The sequence below is a fragment of the Streptomyces sp. NBC_00690 genome (assembly GCF_036226685.1).
In the GTDB taxonomy this organism is placed as follows: domain Bacteria; phylum Actinomycetota; class Actinomycetes; order Streptomycetales; family Streptomycetaceae; genus Streptomyces.
In genome coordinates this window covers 8438783-8461321 of record NZ_CP109009.1, presented here as the reverse complement: position 1 = coordinate 8461321, position 22539 = coordinate 8438783, and the positions used below count along the sequence as shown (strand labels likewise).

Below are 22539 nucleotides of genomic sequence, written 5' to 3'. Positions count from 1 at the left end.
CGGGTGGCAGGGTCGTTCGTTCCACCGGCGCCCCCGGGAAGCGCGATGAACATGCGTGCCCGCCCGCGGGAACCGGCGCGGCTCCCGCGGGCGTGACCCGGCTCAGACGGAGGGTGCTCCCGCCGCGCGGAGGTGTTCCGTCATGGTCCGGATCACCTCGTTCGCATGGTCCGTCAGATAGAAGTGACCGCCCGGGAAGACCTTCATGGTGAACGGTCCTGCGGTGTGCTCGGCCCAGGCCGCGGCTTCCGCCACGGTCACCTTGGGGTCGTCGTCGCCGACCAGTACATGCACCGGGCAGCGCAGCGGATCCCCAGGTTCCGGCAGATAGGTCTCAGCCGCACGGTAGTCGGCGCGGAGGGCCGGGAGGATCATCTTCTGTACCTCCTCGTCGCCGAGCAGTTCGGAGTCCGTGCCGCTCAGCGCGGCAACCTCTTCGAGCAGCCCGCGATCGTCCCGTAGATGGGCGGTCTCGCGACGCAGTGCTGAGGGCGCCCGACGGCCCGACGCGAAGAGCGCCGCAGCGATGACGCCCTTCTCACGCTCGAATCGTCGGGCCACTTCGAAGGCGAGGGATGCGCCCATGCTGTGTCCGAAGAACGCCAACGGTCGATCGGCCCAGGGCAGGAGCGCCGCGAAGACGTGGTCGGCGAGGTCGGGGATGTTGTCGATGAGGGGCTCGGTACGGCGGTCCTGACGACCGGGGTACTGCACGCACAGCACATCGGCGAACTCCGGCATGGCACGTGCGACGGGTACGAAGTAGCTGGCGGAACCGCCCGCATGGGGAAGGCAGACCAGACGTACTGCGGCCCCCGAACGGGGCTGGAACCGGCGTATCCACAGGCTGTTCTCGTCTGAGCCGGCGCGGGTGGTCATCAAGCTGATCGAGTCCTTTCGGGAACTGCCCGGGGGTGCGTTGTTCTCGTCCTTCTCACGACGGTGGTCGCGGTCTGTCTCATCGAGGCCGCTCTCGCCGGTCTCCCGGGGCGAGCGGCCGTGGACCGGTGAGTCTCACAGGGTATCGACCCATGCGCTGACGGCATCGGCCGTCGTCGGGGCATGGCGCTCCATGAGCGTGTAGTGGTCGCCGGGTACTTCGACGACGGTACTGGCGTGCTCCGGGAAGGGCGGACGGTCATCGGAGGACGAGGCGTTGGGCGCCATCCAATCAGCCGCACGCACCACGAGCGTGGGCGCTTTGACCTGCGGAGCCTCCCAGTCCTGGAAGAGGTTGAGGTATCCGCCCATCGCGGCGAGTTGGTTGCCTGGGGCGGAGATGAAGTCGAAGCGCTCCGCCTGCCGTGTCACGATCGCCGACTGGAACCGGTCACCCATACCGCGTGCACGGGTGAAGCTGTCGAGCATCACGATGCCTTCGACGGGCCTGCCCAGCTCCTCCAGTCGGCAGGCCACGGCGTGCGCGACCCAACCGCCGGAGGAGTAGCCGATGAGGACGATCGGTGCGTCGCCCACCCGCCGGTCGATGGTTTCGATGTGTGCGGCAACCAGTGCGGCCACATCGCTCGGCAGGGACTCCCCCGGTGCGAACCCGGGCTCGGGCAGTGCCCAGATACCGCGCCTACCGGCGAAGGAGGCCGCGAATCGCGCGTACTGGTGTACGCCTGAGGGTGCCATGTAGGGCCCCAGGCAGACCAGTTGGGGGCCTTCGGCCGCGCGGGCGAGTTGGACGGGTTCGGGTCGGTGAGCCGCGGCGGACGCCTCGTCGAAGGAGGGGAGGAGTCGGGCGGTTGCCTTGACCATGTCGATGGCTTCGGTGAGGCGCCCTTCTTCGGATGCCCGACGGTAGAGGGTGACGAGGAGGTCGTCGCCCTGGTCCGTCGGTGCGGTGCGCGCGGAGCCGGTGTCGTCCGGTAGGAGTTCGATCAACCGGGTGGCGACCGCAGCCGGCGTGGGATGGTCGAAGACCAAGGTGCCGGGGAGGGTGAGGCCGGTGGCCCGACCGAGAGCCTTGCCCAGCCGCACGGCGGTGAGCGAGTCGAATCCCAACTCCAGGAAGACACTGTGTTCCTGGACGGCGTCGGCGGAGGGATGACCGAGGACCGCGGCGGCTTCGGAGCGTACGAACGCGACGACGGCCGAGCGGTGTTCTTCGGCCGGCAGGTCTCCGAGGGTGCGTTGCAGTAGCGGTGCGGTGCCGGAGGCGGAGGTCCGGTCGTCCTCCTCCTGCGCCAGGAGCCGGGCCACTTCGGGTACTCCGCTGATCAGCGGACTCGGGCGGGCGGAGGTGAACCCGGGCACGAACCGGCTCCAGTCCACATCGGCGACGATCACATAGGTGTCGTCCTGTTCGACGGCCCGGCGCAGGGCGAGCACCCCGAGGTCCGGGGGCATCACATCGAGGCCGCGCAGCCGTGACCGTTCTTCGGCCACACGATCCACCATGCCTCCTCCGCCCCAGGCGCCCCAGGCGATGGAGGTGGCGGTCAGACCGCGATGGCGACGGTCCTCGGCGAGGGTGTCCAGCAGGGCGTTCGCTGCGGCGTAGGCACCCTGGGCTCCGCTGCCCCACGCTGCCGCCCCGGAGGAGAACAGGATGAAGGCGTCCAGGTCGCGTTCACCGATCAGTTCGTCGAGATGGGCCGCTCCGACGGCCTTGGCGGCGAGTACGGCGGCAAGGTCGGCGGGCGTCGTGTCGGTGAGCATTCCGGGCGTGCCCACCCCTGCGGCATGCACCACCGCGCTCAGCGGGGGGTGTTGTTCGAGGGAGTCGACGAGTGCGGAGACCGCGTCACGGTCCGCCAGATCGCATGCGGCCAGGGTCACGCCCACGCCGGCCGCGCTGAGTTCATCGCGCAGTGCGCTCGCTCCGGCGGCAGCCTCCCCGCGTCGCGACGCGAGCACCAGGTGTTCGGCTCCGCTCGCCGCCAGCCAGCGTGCGACCTGGCTGCCGATGTGCCCGGTCCCTCCCGTGATGAGGACCGTCCCGCGCGGTTGCCAGCCGGCCTCGGGGTCACGACCTGGGGCGTGGACCATGCGGCGGCCGTAGCAGCCGTCCGTACGCAGTGCGCTCTGGTCCTCGCCGGTGACACCGGCCAGGACTGCGGCGAGTCGACGCCCGGTGTGCCCGTCAGTGGCCCGCACGGATGTGGGCAGATCGATGAGTCCGCCCCAGCGTCCGGGGTGTTCCAATGCGGCCACCCGCCCCAATCCCCAGACCGCGCCTTGACGCACGGATGTGATGGGATCGGTGGCCGCCGTTGACACCGCTCCTCGGGTGGCGCACCACAGGGGCGCGTCCAGGTGCACATCGTCGAGGGCTTGGACGAGGAGCAGGGTCATGGCCAGGCCGATGGGCAGACCGGGATGGCTCGGATGGTCGCGTTCGTCGAGCGCCAGCAGGGACAGCACCCCGTGCGCGCCCTCGGTTGCCGCACCGAGCAGAGCGCCGAGCGCGCCACGGTCCACGTCGTCGCCCACGGTGAGCACGATCGGCTCGGCGCCGTGTGCGGAGAGGGCGTTGAGGACGAGTTCGGTGGACGCATCGTCGATGCTGGTGGTGGGGATGAGGACGAGCCAACGGCCGCTGAGTGCCGGGGTTGCGATGTCGCTGACCGGTCGCCAGGTGATCCGATAGCGCCAGGTGTCGACGCTGGCATCCTCGCTGCGTCCCCGGTACCAGGAGGAGAGTGCGGGGAGCGCCGACCGCAGGGTGGTGTCGGCGTCCAGTTGTAGGGCGTCGGTGAGGGCCGTCAGATCCTGCCGTTCCACAGCTGCCCAGAAGGCCGCGTCCACGGTGGGACCGGCTGCCGTCGTACCGTCCGCGGTTGTGTCGACCACGTCGAGCCAGTACCGCTGGCGTTGGAAGCGGTAGGTGGGCAGGTCGGTACGGGGGGCGGGGCCGTCACCGAACACACTCCGCCAGTCGACCGGCACGCCGTGACTGTGCGCCTCGCCGAGTGAGGAGAGGAATCGACGGACACCCCCGTCGCCGCGCCGCAGCGTCGGCACGACGGCATGGGCCCGAGCCGTGTCAACGGCCGCGTCCGCCGCGGTTTCCTGAAGTCCGTACGCAAGGATCGGATGGGGGCTCATCTCGATGAAGACCCGATGTCCATCGGCGAGCAGACGACGCGTCGCCTCCTCGAAGCGGACGGTCCGGCGCAGGTTGAGGTACCAGTACGCGGCGTCCGGAGCGGTGTCGAGTGGTTGACCGGTCACGGTGGAGACGAAGGGCACCTCGGGCGGTACGGGTGCGAGCGGGGCGAGTTCAGCGGCCAGGTCGTCGCGTACCGCCTCGACCTGCGCGCAGTGCGATGCCAGATCGACGGTGATGCGTTTGGCCGGTATCGCATCGGCTGCGCAGGTTTCAAGGAATGCGGTGAGTGCGTCGGGTTCACCGGAGACCACCGCGGTACGCGGCCCGTTGACGGCGGCCACGCTCAGCCGATCGCCCCAGGGGGTCAGTCGATCGGTGACCTCGGCCGCGGACAGGGGTACGGATGCCATGCCGCCTCGGCCTGACAGCCGACGCAGGAGGGCGCTGCGGCGTGCGACGAGCCGCGCACCGTCGGAGAGCGTCAGCGCGCCGGCGATCACGGCCGCGGCGATCTCGCCTTGGGAGTGCCCAACGACGGCAGCGGGCCGTACGCCACAGGAGCGCCACAGCTCGGCCAGGGAGACCATCACGGCCCACAGCACGGGCTGGACGACGTCCGGGCCCTCCAGACGGGGAGCGTCTTCCGTCTGGCGCAGCACGTCCTGCAGGCTCCAGTCCACGAAGGGCTCAAGTGCCTGCTCACACGCGGCGATGGAGTTCCGGAAGGCGGGCGAGGTGTCGAGGAGTTCAACGCTCATCCCCGCCCACTGGGAACCCTGGCCCGGGAAGACGAACACCGGCTGAGTGTCGCCGGCGGCCGAACCGCGCACCAGGAGTTCATGGGAGCCGCCGGCCGCCAGTGCCTCCAGCGCGGTGACGAGTTCGTCCCGGTCGTTCCCGACGACGACGGCTCGTTCATCGAATCGGGTACGGGTGGTGGCGAGGGCGTGGCCGATCTCGGCGGGTTCGGCGGCAGGGTCGCGCAGAAGTACGGCGAGGTCGCGGGCCTGCTCCTCCAGGGCGATCGGCGTTCGGGCCGACAGGAGCAGGGGTACGGCTGCACTGTCGACGACCGCGGCCGTCGATTCCCCGGCCGTTCGGTCCGGCGTGTGTTCGTCGGCGGGTTCGGTTGGGGGCAGGTCGTCGGACGGCGGTCGGGGTGCCTCCTCGATGATGATGTGGGCGTTGGTGCCGCTCATGCCGAACGACGACACTCCCGCCCGGCGCGGACGTTCCCCAGCGGGCCAGGGGACGGGGGCGTTCAGGAGTTGGACCGCGCCCGCAGTCCAGTCGACCTGGGGGGACGGGGTCTGGGCGTGCAGGGTCATGGGGATGGTTCCGTGGCGCAGGGCCTGCACCATCTTGATGACACCACCGGCTCCCGCGGCGGCTTGGGTGTGTCCGATGTTGGATTTGAGCGAGCCCAGCCACAGCGGACGGTCCGTGGGGCGGTCCTGGCCGTAGGTGGCGAGGAGCGCCGACGCTTCGATGGGGTCACCGAGACGGGTGCCGGTGCCGTGGCCCTCGACCGCGTCGACGTCTGCTGTGGAGAGTCGAGCGCTGGTGAGGGCTTGGCGGATGACCCGCTGCTGAGCACGGCCGCTCGGCGCGGTGAGACCGTTGGAAGCGCCGTCCTGGTTGACCGCGCTGCCGCGTACGACGGCGAGCACCTGGTGGCCGTGGCGTCGGGCGTCGGAAAGTCGTTCGACGAGGAGCATGCCGGCTCCTTCGCCCCAGCCGGTCCCGTCGGCGTCGGCGGAGTACGCCTTGCAACGGCCGTCCGCGGCGAGCGCGCGCTGACGACTGAACTCGACGAACGCCCCCGAACTGGACATGACCGTCACACCACCGGCCAGCGCCATGTCGCACTCGCCCTGGCGCAAGGACTGCACCGCCATGTGGAGGGCGACGAGCGAGGAGGAGCAGGCGGTGTCAACGGTGACCGCAGGGCCTTCGAGGCCGAATGTGTAGGCGATGCGCCCGGAGACGACGCTTGCCGCGTTGCCGGTGCCGAGGTGGCCTTCGACGTCCTCCGGTACGGCGATGTCGCGCCGGATGTAGTCCTGGTACCCGGAGCCGATGAAGACGCCGGTGCGACTGCCCCGTACATCCGGGGCGGGGATGCCGGCCCGTTCGAACGCCTCCCAGGAGATCTCCAGCAGCAACCGTTGCTGTGGGTCCATGGCGAGCGCTTCACGCGGCGAGATGCCGAAGAACGCCGCGTCGAAGTCGGCCATGTCGTACAGGAAACCCCCGGCCCGCGCATAGGTGGTCCCGGGGTGGTCGGGGTCCGGATGGTAGAGCGCTTCGAGGTCCCAACCGCGGTTCGACGGGAACACCGACATCGCATCCGTACCCTCGTCGACCAACTGCCACAGCTCCTCCGGCGAACGCACTCCGCCCGGATAACGGCAGCTCATGGCGACGATCGCGATCGGCTCATCGTCGGGGAGGGCGGTGTGCGGTCCGGAGTCGGAGGGTTCGTCGGAGCCGAGGAGCTCTACGAGGAGTCGACTGGCGAGGTCGATCGCCGAGGGGTGGTCGAACACGACCGTGGTGGGCAACTGGATCCCGGTTGCCCTGGTCAGCCTGTTGCGCAGTTCGACGGCCGTCAACGAGTCGAAGCCCAGGTCCCGGAAGGCGCGACCCGGTTCGACGGCTTCCGGACCAGGGTGACCGAGTACGGCCGCGGCCTCGACCCGTACGAGGTTCACCAGGGTGCGGTCGCGCTCGTCGGGAGTCCTGCGCGCCAGCTCGCTCCGGAGCGCTGCTGCGGTGCCGGTGGTCTCATCACCCGTGAGGGAAGCGGTGCGGGCGATGTCCTCCCGCACTTCGGGCAGGTCACTCAGAAGCGGGCTGGGGCGCCCGATGGTGAAGGTGGGAGCGAATCGCGCCCAGTCCACATCGGCGATGGTCACCGCGGTTACGCCCTGGCCGACTGCCCGGTCCAGTGCCGCGACTGCGGTGGTGACGGCCAGCGGCTGAAGTCCCCGCCGCTGAAGACCTTCGGCAACCTCGGGCGCGGCTGCCATGCCGAAATCGGCCCAGGGGCCCCAGGCGATGGCTGTCGCGCTCAGGCCACGGGCGCGCCGGGCCCAAGCGAGGGCGTCCAGGTGGGCATTGGCGGCACCGTAGGCGGCCTGGCCACCCGCTCCCCACACTCCAGCGATGGACGAGAACAGAACGAAGGCGTCCAACTCATGGTCGACGAGGAGTGCATCGAGGTGCTCGGCGCCCGCGCTCTTTGCGGCGAGAACCGCCGCGAATGCCTCCGGGTCCGTCGTGGCCAGTGCCGCGGGGGTGTCCACCCCGGCCGTGTGGACCACGGCGGTCAGGGGATGTTCGGCATCGGCGATGTCACTGATGAGCTGCGCCAGGGCCGCCCGGTCCGACACATCGCAGGCCGCGATCGTCACTCGTGAGCCGTGCGACTCCAACTCGGCCCGCAGTTCGTCCGCGCCCTGTGCGGTGGAGCCCCGTCGGCTGGTGAGAACGAGGTGGTCAGCGCCGCGTTGGGCGAGCATCCGGGCCACCGTACCGCCGAGGGCGCCCGTGCCTCCGGTGATGAGCACGGTGCCCCGGGGCTGCCAACGCGCATCGAGGTCAGGGGCGGTGTGGGCGGCACGCCCGAGCCTGCGGGCGAACACACCGCCGGAACGGACGGCGAGCTGATCTTCTTCTCCTGCGGAGCCGAGGAGCCGAACGAAGCGTGCGAGGACCGCTGCATCACCCTCCGCAGGTAGATCGACCACTCCGCCCCAGCGTTGCGGGTGCTCCAGAGCGGCGGCGCGGCCAAAGCCCCAGAGCTGCGCCTGAGCAGGCGCGGTCACGGGGTCACCGTCCGGCAGGGCGGATACGGCCCCTCGTGTGACACACCACAGCGGGGCTTGCACCTCGGCATCGCCGAGAGCCTGGAAGAGGTTCAGCGTGGCGGCCATTCCGACGGACAGGGAGCCCAGGATTCCCGCAGGCCGTTCGTCAAGTGCCAGTGTCGAAACCACCCCGCGAGGTGGGTCGACAGTCAGTAGGTCCCGCAGCCTCACCGCGAGCGCTTCCCGACCCGAAGTGTCGTCGACGGTCAGCTGTGTGACGCGTGCACCGCCCGCGAGGAGGGCATCCCGTATGCCGTCCACGAGGTGCTCGACGGCGCTCGGGCCGTCGGGGGCTGAGACGAGGAGCCAGTGCCCCTCGACATCAACACCGGCTTCGGCTTCGGCTTCGGCTTCGAGGGGATCGGGTAACCGCTTCCAGTTCACCGTGTACTCAAGGTCTCGATCCGTGGACCGAGCCGACTGAGGGCTCCTGGCAGTCAGCCAGTAGTGCTGGTGCTGGAAGGGGTAGGTGGGGAGGTCGATGAGCTGGGCATCACGGCCGGTGTAGAAGGCGGACCAGTCGATGACAGTGCCGTGGACATGGAGGTGAGCCAGTGCGGCGGTGAGGGAGAGGTCTTCGGCGGTGTTGGGGCGGAGGGTCGGGATGGCTGTTGCATGGTCGAGATTGGTTTGCGTCAACCCGGTCAGGACTCCGCCAGGGCCGACTTCAAGGAAGACACTCACACCCTGCTCGGCCAGTGCCTGGACCGCATCGGCGTAGCGGACCGGTTGGCGGATGTGCTGAACCCAGTACTCGGGGTTCGACATCTCGCCGGTGGTGATCGGGCGTCCGGTGACCGTGGACACGATCGGCACGGTCGGCTCATGGAAGGTGACGCTCTCCGCGACCGTGCGGAACGCGTCCAGCATCGGATCCATCAACGGTGAATGGAAAGCGTGGGAGACGGTCAGTGCCTTCGAACGCCGGTCCCCCAGCTGTTCTACGACCGCGGTGACCGCGTCGTGGGTGCCGGAGAGCACGATCGAGGTGGGGCTATTGACCGCCGCAATCCCCACCCGGTCCTCCAAACCGGCCAGGAGCGGGAGGACGTCGGCCTCGGAGGCTTCGACCGCGACCATCACCCCACCGGACGGAAGGTCCTCCATCAACCGGCCACGAGCCACCACCAACCGGCACGCATCCTCCAACGACACCACACCCGCCACATACGCCGCAGCGAACTCACCCACCGAATGACCCGCCACCACAGCAGGAACCACACCCCACGACCCCAACAACCCACACAACGCCACCTCCACCACAAACAACGCAGGCTGAGTCAACCCCGTACCAGCCAACCCCGACCCATCACCCTCAAACAACACCTCCCGCAACGAACACCCCAACAACCCATCCAACCCGACACACACAGTGTCAAACACATCCGCAAACACCGGAAACAACTCATACAACCCACGCCCCATACCCCACCACTGACTCCCCTGCCCCGAAAACACAAATGCGGTCCTGCTCTCGCGCTCAGTAAGGCCGGTGATGACCTGCGTGGCGGAGGTGCCCGCGGCCAGTGCTTCGAGTCCGGCGAGGAGTCCCGGCTGATCGTGACCGACCACGACCGCTCGGTGTTCCAGGACTGCTCGTGCCGTGGCGAGGGAGTGCGCAATGTCCACCGGACGCGACGAAGCACCACTTCCGGCCAGGCTTGTCAGCAGACGTTGCGCCTGCTCCCGCAAAGCTGGTGCCGAACGCGCCGAGAGGGTCCAGGCGATGGGGAGGGAAGCAGAGAGGGACGATATGTCCGTCGAGTCCCCTGCCTTCTCGCCTTCGAGGCCCAGAGGTGCTTGCTCAATGATGGTGTGAGCATTGGTACCGCTCACTCCGAATGAGGAGACAGCAGCACGGCGGGGGCGCCCGGTCTTGGGCCAATCGACGGGCTCGGTCACCAACCGCACCGCACCGGACGTCCAATCGACGTGTGGTGACGGCTCATCCACATGCAAGGTACGCGGCACCACACCATGCCGCATCGCCTCCACCATCTTGATCACACCACCCACACCCGCAGCGGCCTGCGTATGACCGATGTTCGACTTCAGTGAACCAAGGAGCAGCGGACGGTCCGCCGGGCGGTCCTGACCATAGGTCGCCAGTAGCGCCTGCGCCTCGATCGGATCGCCCAACGACGTACCCGTGCCATGGGCCTCCACCACATCCACATCGGCCATCGACAGACCGGCTGAAGCTAGGGCCTGTTCGATGACCCGCTGCTGTGCGGGCCCGCTGGGCGCGGTGAGACCGTTGGACGCACCGTCCTGGTTCACCGCAGAACCCCGCACCACAGCGAGGACCGGGTGCCCGAGGCGGTGGGCGTCGGACAGCCGCTCCACCAGCAACATCCCCACACCCTCACCCCAACCCGTACCATCCGCAGCCGCCGCGAACGATTTGCAGCGACCGTCGACGGCAAGGCCCTGCTGACGGCTGAACTCGGTGAACATCCCGGTGCTCGCCATGATCGCAGCCCCACCGGCGAGCGCCATGGAGCACTCGCCTTGGCGCAGCGCCTGCACGGCCAGGTGAAGGGCGACCAGTGACGAGGAGCAGGCGGTGTCAACGGTGAGCGATGGGCCTTCCAGACCGAAGGCGTACGAGACACGACCGGACGCCACACTGGGTGCCGTACCGGTGAGGAGGAACCCCTCCAGTTCCTCCAGGGATGCGCCGCTACCGGCGTATCCCTGGTAGGCGAGGCCGACGAACACACCGGTGCGGGTCCCCTTCACCGACGACGGGTCCACACCGGCCCGTTCGAAGGTCTCCCAGACGGTTTCGAGGAGCAGCCGCTGTTGAGGATCCGTGGCGAGCGCTTCCCTGGGGGACATCCCGAAGAATCCAGGGTCGAACTCGGCTGCATCGTGCAGGAATCCACCCTCGCGGGTGTAGCAGGTGCCCGACGAGGTCGGATCGGGGTCGTAGAGGGCTTCCAGGTCCCATCCGCGGTCGGTGGGAAAGTTGGTCACGGCGTCGGTGCCGCTCGCGACCAACTGCCACAACTCCTCGGGGCTGTTGGCCTGGCCAGGGTATCGGCAGCTCATCGCGACAATGGCGATGGGTTCCTGGCCCTTGGTCTCGGCCTCGTGCAGTCGTCGTCGGGTCTGCTTGAGATCTGCCGTCACACGCTTCAGGTAGTCGAGTAGCTTCTGCTCGTTCTGCATGTCTGGTCACCCGCCAAGATGTCTGAGTCGTACGTGGTGCGGTGGTGCGGGCCGCGTGGTGTGCACCGTGCCTGCTCGGGTGCTCAGGAGCCGTCGAGTTCCTGGTCGATGAGTGTGAAGATGTCGTCGATGGTCGCGGCCTGGAGCCGTTCGTCCGCGGTGCTGGCCTGGTCGCCGTCCGGTGTTGCAGCGCCCGGGGCATCCGGGGTTCCGTCGGGGCCAGCGGGCAGGATGCCTGGCGGGGTCGGCCGGCCCTGATGTGCGGGGCGGTCGTTGAAGTCGGTCAGTGCGCTGCGCAGTCGGGTTCTGACCCGGGACCTGATCAGTTCGTCGTCCTCGCCCACCGCTGCGAGGGCGGCTTCCAACCGGTCGAGTTCGCCGAAGATCGCTAGGGCTGAGACCTTCGGCTTCTGAGCGGGCGCGAGGTCGGTGTGGATGCGTTGGGCGAGGGCGGCCGGGGTGGGGCAGTCGAAGACGAGGGTGGCGGGGAGTCGGAGTCCGGTTGCGGCGTTGAGTCGGTTGCGGAGTTCCACCGAGGTCAGCGAATCAAAGCCGAGCAGCTTGAACTCGCGGTTTCGGTCGATGTCCTGAGGTGACCCGAGGCCGAGTACCCCGGCGACTTGTGTGCGTACCAGATCCAGCAGCACGGTCCCCTGCTCGGACTCCGACAGTCCACCCAGGCGGTCCCGCAGGGTGTCGACGGAGTCACTCACCGCGGCCGGCCGAGCGGTGCGCCGGGCCGCCGGGCGGACCAGAGCACGCAAGACAGCTGGTACCGCACTGTCCTGGGGGGCAGCTGAGGTGTCGAACCGCACCGGTACGGTGACCGCGTTCTCCCCGGCGAGAGCGGCGTCGAAGAGGGCGAGCCCCTCGGATGCCTTGAAGGGGACGAGTCCGGAGCGAGCCATGCGGCTCTGCCCCGCCTCGTTCATCCCGGCGGCCATGCCGCCTTCGGCCCAGGGCCCCCAGGCCATGGCGACGGAGGGCAGCCCAGCGGCCGTGCGGGCGAGGGCGAGCGAATCGAGGAACGCGTTGGCCGCCGCGTAGTTGCCCTGGCCGGCACTGCCGAGGGTCGCAGCGACGGACGAGAAGAGCACGAAGGCCGCCAGGTCCATCGTCTTGGTCAGTTCGTGCAGATTGAGTGCCGCTTCGACCTTGGGGCGCAGTACCGACGCCAGCCTGTCCGGTGTGAGTGACTGGATCAGTGCATCGTCGAGCACTCCGGCAGCGTGAATGACACCGGTGAGGGGGCGCTCCGCGGGGACATCTGTGAGCAGTTGTGCCAACTCGTTGCGGTCAGCGGCGTCACAGGCGGCCAGGGTGACTGTTTCGGCCCCTTCTGCGAGGAGTTCGGCCCGCAGTTCGGTGGCTCCCGGGGCGGCGGGGCCACGCCTGCTGGTGAGGAGGAGATGCTTGGCCCCGTGTTCGCGCACCAGATGGCCGGCCACGAGCGCACCGAGCGCACCGGTGGCACCCGTGATCAACACGGTGCCATGGGGGTCGAGCGCCGTGGGAATGGTCAGAACGAGCTTGCCGATGTGACGGGCCTGGCTGAGGTGTCGTAGTGCTTCGGGTGCGCGGCGTACGTCCCAGCAGGTGAGAGGCAGTGGCCGCAGTGTTCCCGCTTCGAAGAGCGTCACCAGCTCGCTCAGCATCGCAGCAATGCGATCGGGGCCGGCTTCGATGGTGTCGAAGGCGGTGTATGTGGCGCCGCGGTGCTCAGCGGCGACCACTTGGGGGTCGCGGACGTCCGTCTTGCCCATCTCCAGGAATCGTCCGCCGTCAGCGAGCGTACGCAGCGAAGCATCGACGTAGTCACCTGCGAGCGAGTTGAGTACGACGTCGACGCCCCGCCCTCCGGTGGTGTCGAGGAACTTCTTCTCGAAGGCCAGGGACCGGGAGGAGGCGAGATGGTGTTCGTCCAGGCCGGCTGCCTCCAGTCGTGCCCACTTGCCAGGGCTCGCGGTGCCGTAGACGTCGGCTCCGAAATGGCGGGCGAGTTGCGTTGCCGCCATGCCCACGCCACCTGCGGCCGAATGGACGAGGAGGGACTGACCTGCGCGTAGCCCTGCCAGATCGACGAGTGCGTAGTACGCGGTGAGGAAGACGATGGGCACCGACGCGGCTTCGGCGAACGTCCAGCCGTCCGGTGTCCGTGCCACCATCCGTTGGTCGGTGACGGCCAGTGGACCGAATGCCTCCGGCACCATGCCGAAGACCCTGTCCCCAGGTGTGAGCCGCGTGACTCCTGGACCGGTCTCCACCACGATCCCTGCGGCCTCGCTGCCAAGGGCTGCCCCACCCGGGTACATGCCCACGGCGATCAGCGCATCGCGGAAGTTGGCCCCCGCGGCACGAACTGCGATCCGGACCTGGCCTTCCTCCAGTGGGGCGGTGGCGGCGGGATTCTCGGTCAGTGCGAGGTCATCGAGAGTGCCGGCACCCCCGCTGGAGAGCCGCCAGGCGCGAACACCGGAAGCGGGGAGCAGCGCGTCATGCGTCGTGCGTCGGGTGAGCCTGGGTACGTACGCGGCACCGGCTCGTAGAGCGAGCTGGGGCTCTCCGGTCGCTAGCGCGGCGAGCAAGGCGTCCTCTGATGCCTCCAGCCCGTCAAGATCGACGAGGACGAGACGTGCGGGGTTCTCCGACTGTGCGGATCGTACGAGCCCCCAGAGCGCGCTCTGGGCTAGGTCGCCGACAGTGGTGCCGGGCTCGGGTGCAACGGCCCCCCGAGTGAGAAGAACGAGTGTGGAGCCGGCGGTGCGGTCGTCGCCAAGCCAGGTTCGTAGGAGTTCAAGGCCGGCGCGGGTCACCTCATGGACGCTGTCCGCCGTGGTCCCTCCTCCGTACCGGGGTACGGGAACGAGCACGATCGTCGGAGGCAGCTCTCCCGGGACGAGCCCGGTCAGCAGGTCCACGAGTTCGCCGTGGTTCTCCACTCTGACCGGGGTGTCGCCTCCGGTCGGCGATGCCAGCTCAGTTGCACCCGTCCGCGGTTCGTGCTCAGTGAGGGCGAGTGTGGGCCAGTCGAGTCGGAGCAGTGTCTCCTGGTGTTCGAGCTGCTGCCCGGTGGGCAACTGATCAGCTGAGATCGGACGGAGAACGAGGGAGTCGATCGTCGCGACCGGTCGGCCGGTCCCATCGGCAACGAAGAGGGTCACCGTGTCCGAAGCAGGTGTGGCGGTGATTTTGACTCGTAGTTGGGTGGCACCGGTCGCGGTGAGCTGTACCCCGCTCCACGAGAAGGGAATGCGCCCCTGCCCGGTGTCCTCCAACACTCCGGCCACGCCAAGGGCATGCAAAGCCGAGTCCAACAGCGCCGGATGCACACCAAACCCATCAACCACCGTCCCCTCAGGCAACGCCACCTCAGCAAACACATCGGAACCCCGACGCCAAACCCCCCGTAGCCCCTGGAACAACGGACCATAGCCAAACCCAAGACCGGACAACCGCTCATACACACCGTCGATGGAGACCCGCTCGGTATCGGACGGCGGCCAGACGAGAAGGTCCGCCGTGTCAGCGTCTGCCTTCGTGGCAGGAGTGGTGCTCAGACTCTTGGCGGATGTAGATGAGGCGTTCATGGCCAGGACGCCGGTGGCATGTGCGACCCAGGGCTGGTCGTCTTCTGCGCTGTCGGGCCTGGAATGCAGCTGAATGGCGCATCGTCCATCGTCCTCCGGGCGAGCGACGGTCACCTGAAGGTGTACTCCTCCCCGTGCCGGTACGACCAGCGGAGTCTGGAGGGTCAGTTCATCAACGATGGAACATCCCACCTGGTCAGCAGCGCGGATGGCCAGATCGACCAGAGCGGTACCGGGAAGCAGCGTCGTCCCCATGACCTGGTGTTCGGCGAGCCAAGGCTGTGCGGAGACCGCGAGGCGTCCGGTGAGAACGACACCCGAGCCGTCAGCCAACTGGACTGCGGCCCCGAGGAGGTTGTGATCGGCTGTGCGAAGCCCTGCCCCGGTGAGATCGCCGATATTGGCTGGTGTTTCGAGCCAGTAGCGGTCGCGTTGGAAGGGGTAGGTGGGGAGGTCGACGAGCTGGGCATCACGGCCGGTGTAGAAGGCGGGCCAGTCGATGGCAGTGCCGTGGACGTGGAGGTGGGCGAGGGCGGTGGTGAGGGAGAGGTCTTCGGCGGTGTTGGGGCGGAGGGTCGGGATGGCTGTTGCATGGTCGAGGTTGGTTTGAGTCAACCCGGTCAGGACGCCGCCAGGGCCGACCTCAAGGAACACGCTCACGCCCTGCTCGGCCAGTGCCTGGACCGCATCCGCGTAACGGACGGGTTGGCGGATGTGCTGGACCCAGTACTCGGGGTTTGACATCTCGCCGGTGGTGATCGGGCGTCCGGTGACGGTGGACACGATCGGCACGGTCGGCTCATGGAAGGTGACGCTCTCCGCGACCGTGCGGAAGGCGTCCAGCATCGGATCCATCAACGGTGAATGGAAAGCATGGGAGACGGTGAGTGCCTTCGAACGCCGGTCACCTAGCTGTTCCACGACCGCGGTGACCGCATCCTCCACGCCGGAGAGCACGATCGAGGTGGGGCTATTGACCGCAGCGATCCCGACCCGGTCCTCCAAACCAGCGAGGAGCGGGAGGACGTCGGCTTCGCATGCTTCGACCGCGACCATCACCCCACCAGCCGGAAGATCCTCCATCAACCGGCCGCGAGCCACCACCAGCCGGCACGCATCCTCCAACGACACCACACCCGCCACATACGCGGCAGCAAACTCACCCACCGAATGACCCGCCACCACAGCAGGAACCACACCCCACGACCCCAACAACCCACACAACGCCACCTCCACCACAAACAACGCAGGCTGAGTCAACCCCGTACCAGAGAGACCCGACCCATCACCCTCAAACAACACCTCCCGCAACGAACACCCCAACAACCCATCCAACCCGACACACACAGTGTCAAACACATCCGCAAACACCGGAAACAACTCATACAAACCACGCCCCATACCCCACCACTGACTCCCCTGCCCCGAAAACACAAACGCAGTTGGCTGGTGTGATGGTGCAATACCTCGAATGACGGATTCCTGGGGCTGCTCCCCGTCACCGTGCGCCGCCAGTCGGCGAAGTCCCGGTAGGAAGTCGAGCAGGTCGGATCCGAGTACGACGGCACGGTGCTCCAGTGCGGCGCGGCTCGTGCTCAACGAGAGTGCTACATCGTTCGGGGCGAGTTTCGGATGGCTGTCCACGTGCTCCAAGAGCCTGCTGGCCTGATCGCGGAGAGCGTCAGCACCGGCTCCGGAGAGCGCCCATGGGATCGTGGCCTTGAAGGGCTTGGCGGTATCTGCCGCGCTTTTGATGCGGTCAGTGGGCACAGTGTCCGTCGTGCCGGACTCCAACGGAGGTTCCTCGACGATCACGTGGGCGTTGGTGCCGCTCACTCCGAAGGAGGAAACCCCCGCCCGGCGAGGACGCCCCTCAACTGCTGCCCATTCCACCGGCTCGGTTATCAGCTCGACGGCTCCTGCCGACCAGTCGATATGCGGTGACGGCTCATCCACATGCAACGTATGCGGCACGACACCATGCCGCATCGCCATCACCATCTTGATCACACCCGCCACACCCGCAGCGGCCTGGGTGTGACCGATGTTCGACTTCAGTGAGCCGAGAAGGAGAGGACGGTCCGTCGGGCGGTCCTGGCCATAGGTCGCCAGTAGCGCCTGCGCCTCGATCGGGTCGCCCAGCGACGTACCCGTGCCATGGGCCTCCACCACGTCCACATCAGCCGAGCTCAACCGCGCGTTCGCCAACGCCTGGCGGATCACCCGCTGCTGGGCAGGACCATTCGGCGCGGTAAGACCGTTCGACGCACCATCCTGATTTACCGCAGAACCCCGCACCACAGCCAACACCCGATGCCCCAGCCGACGAGCATCCGACAACCGCTCCACCAGGAGCATTCCAACGCCTTCACCCCAGCCCGTACCATCCGCAGCCGCAGCAAACGCCTTGCACCGACCGTCAACGGCCAACCCACGCTGACGACTGAACTCCACGAAGGCAGTGGGGCTGGACATCACCGTGACACCACCCACGAGAGCCATGCCGCACTCGCCCCGACGCAATGCTTGGTTCGCCAGATGCAGGGCGACCAGGGACGAGGAGCAGGCCGTGTCCACCGTCAGTGTCGGCCCTTCGAGACCGAAGGTATAGGCGATCCGGCCCGAGACCACACTGCCCGAGCTGCCCGTCCCAATGTAGCCTTCCAGATCTGCCGGGACGCTGAGCAGGCGTGCCGCGTAGTCCTGGTAGCCGGAGCCGATGAAGACGCCCGTGCTGCTTCCGCGCATGGCAGTGGGATCGATGCCCGCCCGTTCGAATGCCTCCCACGACGTCTCCAGCAGCAACCGCTGCTGCGGATCCATCGCCAGCGCCTCACGCGGTGAGATCCCGAAGAACAGTGGGTCGAAGTCGCCGACCTGGTGGAGGAATCCTCCGCGTCGGGTGTAGGTCGTACCGGACCGTTCGGGGTCGGGGTCGTAGAGCGCGTCCAGGTCCCAGCCCCGGTCCGTGGGGAAGTCACCGATCGCGTCCCGGCCGTCGGCGACGATCCTCCAGAGGTCTTGGGGGGTACTCACTCCGCCTGGGTAGCGGCAGCTCATGGCCACGATGACCATCGGATCGTCGTCCCCGTCAGATGGGCCGGACGCCGTCGCCGTCAATGAATCCGATGGGCCGTTCTCGACCGTCGGTACGTTCGTCAGTGTGGTCGTGAGATGAGCGGCCAGAACGTCAGGGCTCGGATAGTCGAAGACAAGGGTGGCCGGCAAGCTGAGACCGGTTGCCCTGGCGAGCCTGTCGCGCAGTTCAACAGCGGTCAACGAGTCGAAGCCCAACTCCCGAAAGGCCCGGTCGGCGGCAACTGCCCCCTGGTCCTGATGCCCGAGGACCGCTGCCGCATCACTCCGTACGAGTTCGAGCACGGTGTTGGCTTGTTGCGATCGGGGCATGCCTGCGAGACGGCGTACGAACTCCGTCACCGGACCACCGGTCGAAGCATCCCTCGCAGAGTCGGCGGATGCGGTCAGCACAGCGGCGGCTTCTGGTACATCACTGAACAACTGGCTGGGGCGAAGGATCGTGAAGGAGGGTAGGAAGCGTTCCCATGACACATCGGCGACGACGAGCGTGGTTTCGTCCAGCTCGATGATTCCGCGCAGTGCGGCAATGGCCGACAGGGGGGCGATGGCGGGTAGCCCCAGCTTACGGAGACGGCTCTCAGCGTCCCCATCGGCAACCATGCCTCCGTCCGCCCAGGGGCCCCAGGCCACAGCCGTACCGACCAGTCCCCGTGCCCTGCGGCGCTCGGCGAGTGCGTCGAGTGAGGCATTCGCAACGGCATAGGCGGCTTGTCCTGCCGCACCCCAGACACCCGAGATCGACGAGAACATCACGAACGCATCGAGCTTTCGCTCACCGAGCAACTCGTCGAGATGCTCCGCGCCCACGGCTTTGGCCGTGAGGACATCGGAGAACGCATCGAGTGTCGTTTCCGCGATCAGACCCGGATCACCGACGCCGGCCGCGTGCACGACTGCTGTCAGCGGCCGGTCCGTGGGCAGATCATCGAGAAGTCGGGCGATCGCCTCACGGTCGGCCATGTCAAGAGCTGCGAAGGTGACGTGTGCGCCGAGTCCCTCCAACTCTGCCCGCAAGGCATCGGCGCCCGGCGCCAAGGCGCCCCGACGGCTCGTCAACACCAGGTGTTCCGCGCCTGTGCCCGCCAGCCAGCGTGCCACATGCGCGCCGAGCGCCCCCGTTCCCCCGGTGACGAGAACGGTCCCCGTCGGCCGCCATGTCGCGCCGTTGGGGTTCTGGGGGGCACGATTCAAACGTCGTACGAAGACTCCCGAGCCGCGGATCGCAAGCTGGTCCTCTCCGTCAACCCGAGCGAGTGCGGTCACGAAGCGGCGCGCGGTCCGCTCATCGACCACCTCCGGGAGGTCGACCAGACCACCCCATCGTGCGGAGTGCTCCAGTGCAGCGGTCCGCCCGAGCGCCCAGACCTGAGCCTGGTGGACACTGCGGAGCGGGTCGGCTGCACCAATCGAAACGGCTCCCCGGGTCACGCACCACAGTGGCGCGCTCAGATCGACATCGCCCAGGGCTTGCACCAGTCCCAGCGTGTTGCTGAGGCCCTCGGTGACCTGATGGTGCGTCGCGTTGGGTTGCTCGCTGATCGAGAGAAAGGAGAGAACCCCGATCAGGGTTTCGTCATTGTCGGTGATGTTCTGGGTGGCTGTGAGCAGTTGATGGGCCATCTCCTTTCGACCCGACCCTGATGCGATCGGCAGGAATTGCAGCTCTGCCCCGGCCTCACGAAGCGACCTGAGTGCGGAGTCCACCCATGGATCCGTCGTAGCACTCTCGGGAAGGACCACTAGCCATGGGCCGACCTGAGGCGCCTGTGTCCACACGGTGGGCAGGGGCTTCCAGGCGATCCGGTAGCGCCAGTTGTCGACGGTGGACCGCTCGTGCTGCTTGCTCCGCCACATCGAGAGCGCCGGCAGCACCGAACTGAGCGGGGCATCTCCTGGAACGTCGATGCGTTGTGCGAAGGCTTCGAGATCGGCTCGTTCTACGGAGTCCCAGAATCCTGCCTCTGCCGGGGTGGCGTTCGCCGTGGAGGTCTGGCGAGCTGAGAAGGCCGTCGATTCCAACCAGTAGTGCTGGTGTTGGAAGGGGTAGGTGGGGAGGTCGACGAGCTGGGCATCACGGCCGGTGTAGAAGGCGGGCCAGTCGATGACAGTGCCGTGGACGTGGAGGTGAGCGAGGGCCGTAGCGACGGAGAGGTCTTCGGCGGTGTTGGGGCGGAGGGTCGGGATGGCTGTTGCATGATCGAGGTTGGTTTGAGTCAACCCGGTCAGAACTCCGCCAGGGCCGACCTCAAGGAAGACACTCACCCCCTGCTCGGCCAGCGCCTGCACCGCATCCGCATAACGGACCGGCTGGCGGATGTGCTGAACCCAGTACTCAGGGTTCGACATCTCGCCTGTGCTGATCGGGCGGCCGGTGACCGTGGACACGATCGGCACGCTCGGCTCATGGAAGGTGACGCTCTCCGCGACCGTACGGAACGCGTCCAGCATCGGATCCATCAACGGTGAATGGAAAGCATGGGAGACGGTGAGCGCCTTCGAACGCCGGTCCCCCAGCTGTTCTACGACCGCGGTGACCGCATCCTCCGCGCCGGAGAGCACGATCGAGGTGGGGCTATTGACCGCGGCGATCCCGACTTGGTCCTCCAGACCGGCCAGGAGCGGGAGGACGTCGGCTTCGGAGGCTTCGACCGCGACCATCACGCCACCCGGCGGAAGGTCCTCCATCAACCGGCCACGAGCCACCACCAGCCGGCACGCATCCTCCAACGACACCACACCCGCCACATACGCGGCAGCGAACTCACCGACCGAGTGACCCGCCACCACAGCAGGCACCACACCCCACGACCCCAACAAGCCACACAACGCCACCTCCACCACAAACAACGCAGGCTGCGTCAACCCCGTACCAGCCAACCCTGACCCATCACCCTCAAACAACACCTCCCGCAACGAACACCCCAACAACCCATCCAACCCGACACACACAGTGTCAAACACATCCGCAAACACCGGGAACAACTCATACAACCCACGCCCCATACCCCACCACTGACTCCCCTGCCCCGAAAACACAAACGCCGGACGAGGCTTCTTCGAGGCGGCCGTTCCTTGGACGGCGTTCGGGGATGACACTCCGCTGACCAGCGCTGAGACACCAGTCAGAAGCTCTTCGAGATCACGTCCCACCGCCACAGCCCGGTGCGGGAGGAGCGCCCGAGTGGTCGCGAGAGCGTGTGCGAGGGTCGCCGCCGAGAGTTGTGGGTTCTGCTGCGCGTAGCTGAGGAGCCTTCTGGCCTGTTCGGGCAAGGCTTCGGGGCTGCGTGCGGAGAGCTGCCACAGAAGGGCCGGCGTCTGTTCGGACGGCTCGTCCGAATCAGCTTCACCTTCGCCTTGCGAAGGAGCCTGCTCCAGAATCACATGGGCGTTGGTGCCGCTCACACCGAAGGATGACACTCCCGCTCGCCGCAACTCATCGTCACGGCCGGGCCAAGGTGTGGTCTCAGTCAACAGGCGTACATTGCCGGTGGACCAGTCGGCGTGGGGCGTCGGCTCATCCACGTGGAGCGTGCCGGGCAGGGTCTGATGACGTAAGGCCATGACCATTTTGATGATGCCGGCGACTCCGGCCGCCGCCTGGGTGTGACCGATGTTGGACTTGAGTGCCCCGAGGAGCAGCGGACGGTCCTCGGATCGGCCTTGCCCATATGTGGCCAGTAGTGCCTGGGCCTCGATGGGGTCACCGAGTCGGGTGCCGGTGCCATGTGCCTCCACGGCCTGCACATCAGCGGCGGATAGACCGGCATTCGTGAGGGCCTGCTGAATGACCTTCTGTTGTGCGGGCCCGCTGGGCGCGGTGAGACCGTTGGACGCACCGTCCTGGTTCACCGCACTCCCCCGCACCACAGCGAGGACCGGATGACCGAGCCGACGGGCGTCCGACAGCCGCTCCACCAGCAACATCCCCACACCCTCGGCCCAACCAGTACCGTCCGCAGCCGCAGCAAACGGCTTGCAGCGGCCGTCCGGGGCAAGCCCGCGCTGGCGGCTGAACTCCATGAATGCCCCTGGAGTGGACATCACCGTCACCCCGCTCACCAGCGCGAAAGAACACTCGCCCTTGCGTAGCGCCTGTGCGGCCAGGTGGAGGGCAACCAGCGACGAGGAGCACGCAGTGTCAACGGTCACCGCGGGCCCTTCCAGGCCGTAGGTGTAGGCGAGACGGCCGGATATGACTGCGGCTGCGTTTCCCGTACCCAGGTAGCCGTCGAAGTCCTCGGGAGAGTTGGAGAGGCGGGCGTAGTCCTGTCCGTTCGTCCCCGCGAAGACACCGGTCCGGCTACCGCGCAGGGTCGCGGGATCGATCCCGGCCCGTTCGAAGGCTTCCCATGCTGTCTCCAGAAGGAGTCGCTGTTGGGGGTCCATCATCAGGGCCTCGCGCGGCGAGATGCCGAAGAACTCCGCGTCGAAACCACCGACACCTTCGAGGAAGCCTCCATGACGGACGTAGCAGGTGCCGGCGTTGTCGGGGTCGGGGTCATAGAGGGCGTCCAGGTCCCAGCCCCGGTCCGTGGGGAAGTCACCGATCGCGTCCCGACCCTCGACCAGGAGCTGCCAGAGCTGCTCGGGCGATTCGACGCCACCGGGGAAGCGGCAGCTCATCGCCACGATGGCGATGGGCTCCCGGGATTCGGCTGTCAGCTTCTGGTTCTGTCGGCGCAGCTTCTCGGTCTCCTGAAGAGAGGCCCGCAGTGCTTGAACGATCTTCTCGTTCGATGTGGTCATC

Annotated in this window: 3 protein-coding genes; all 3 read right to left on the bottom strand. The window is 67.6% G+C overall.

From position 1 onward, the window contains the following. Nucleotides 1-102: 102 nt before the first annotated feature. The gene (locus tag OID54_RS35985; protein WP_329026637.1) at nucleotides 103-879 is read right to left on the bottom strand and encodes a thioesterase II family protein; all 777 of its coding nucleotides are present in this window, start codon (nucleotides 877-879) and stop codon (nucleotides 103-105) included. Nucleotides 880-1014: 135 nt separating this feature from the next. Then, nucleotides 1015-11106, bottom strand: coding sequence for a type I polyketide synthase (locus OID54_RS35980; protein ID WP_329026636.1), 10092 nt, complete (start codon nucleotides 11104-11106; stop codon nucleotides 1015-1017). Between the two features lie 83 nt (nucleotides 11107-11189). After that, complete coding sequence (locus OID54_RS35975; RefSeq protein ID WP_329026634.1) at nucleotides 11190-22538, bottom strand: type I polyketide synthase; 11349 nt, start codon at nucleotides 22536-22538, stop codon at nucleotides 11190-11192. Nucleotide 22539 lies beyond the last annotated feature (1 nt).

Excerpts from the sequence above, each read along its gene's own strand:
- OID54_RS35975 (WP_329026634.1), bottom strand. The coding sequence starts at position 22,538 with ATGACCACATCGAACGAGAAGATCGTTCAAGCACTGCGGGCCTCTCTT.
- OID54_RS35980 (WP_329026636.1), bottom strand. The coding sequence starts at position 11,106 with ATGCAGAACGAGCAGAAGCTACTCGACTACCTGAAGCGTGTGACGGCA.
- OID54_RS35985 (WP_329026637.1), bottom strand. The coding sequence starts at position 879 with ATGACCACCCGCGCCGGCTCAGACGAGAACAGCCTGTGGATACGCCGG.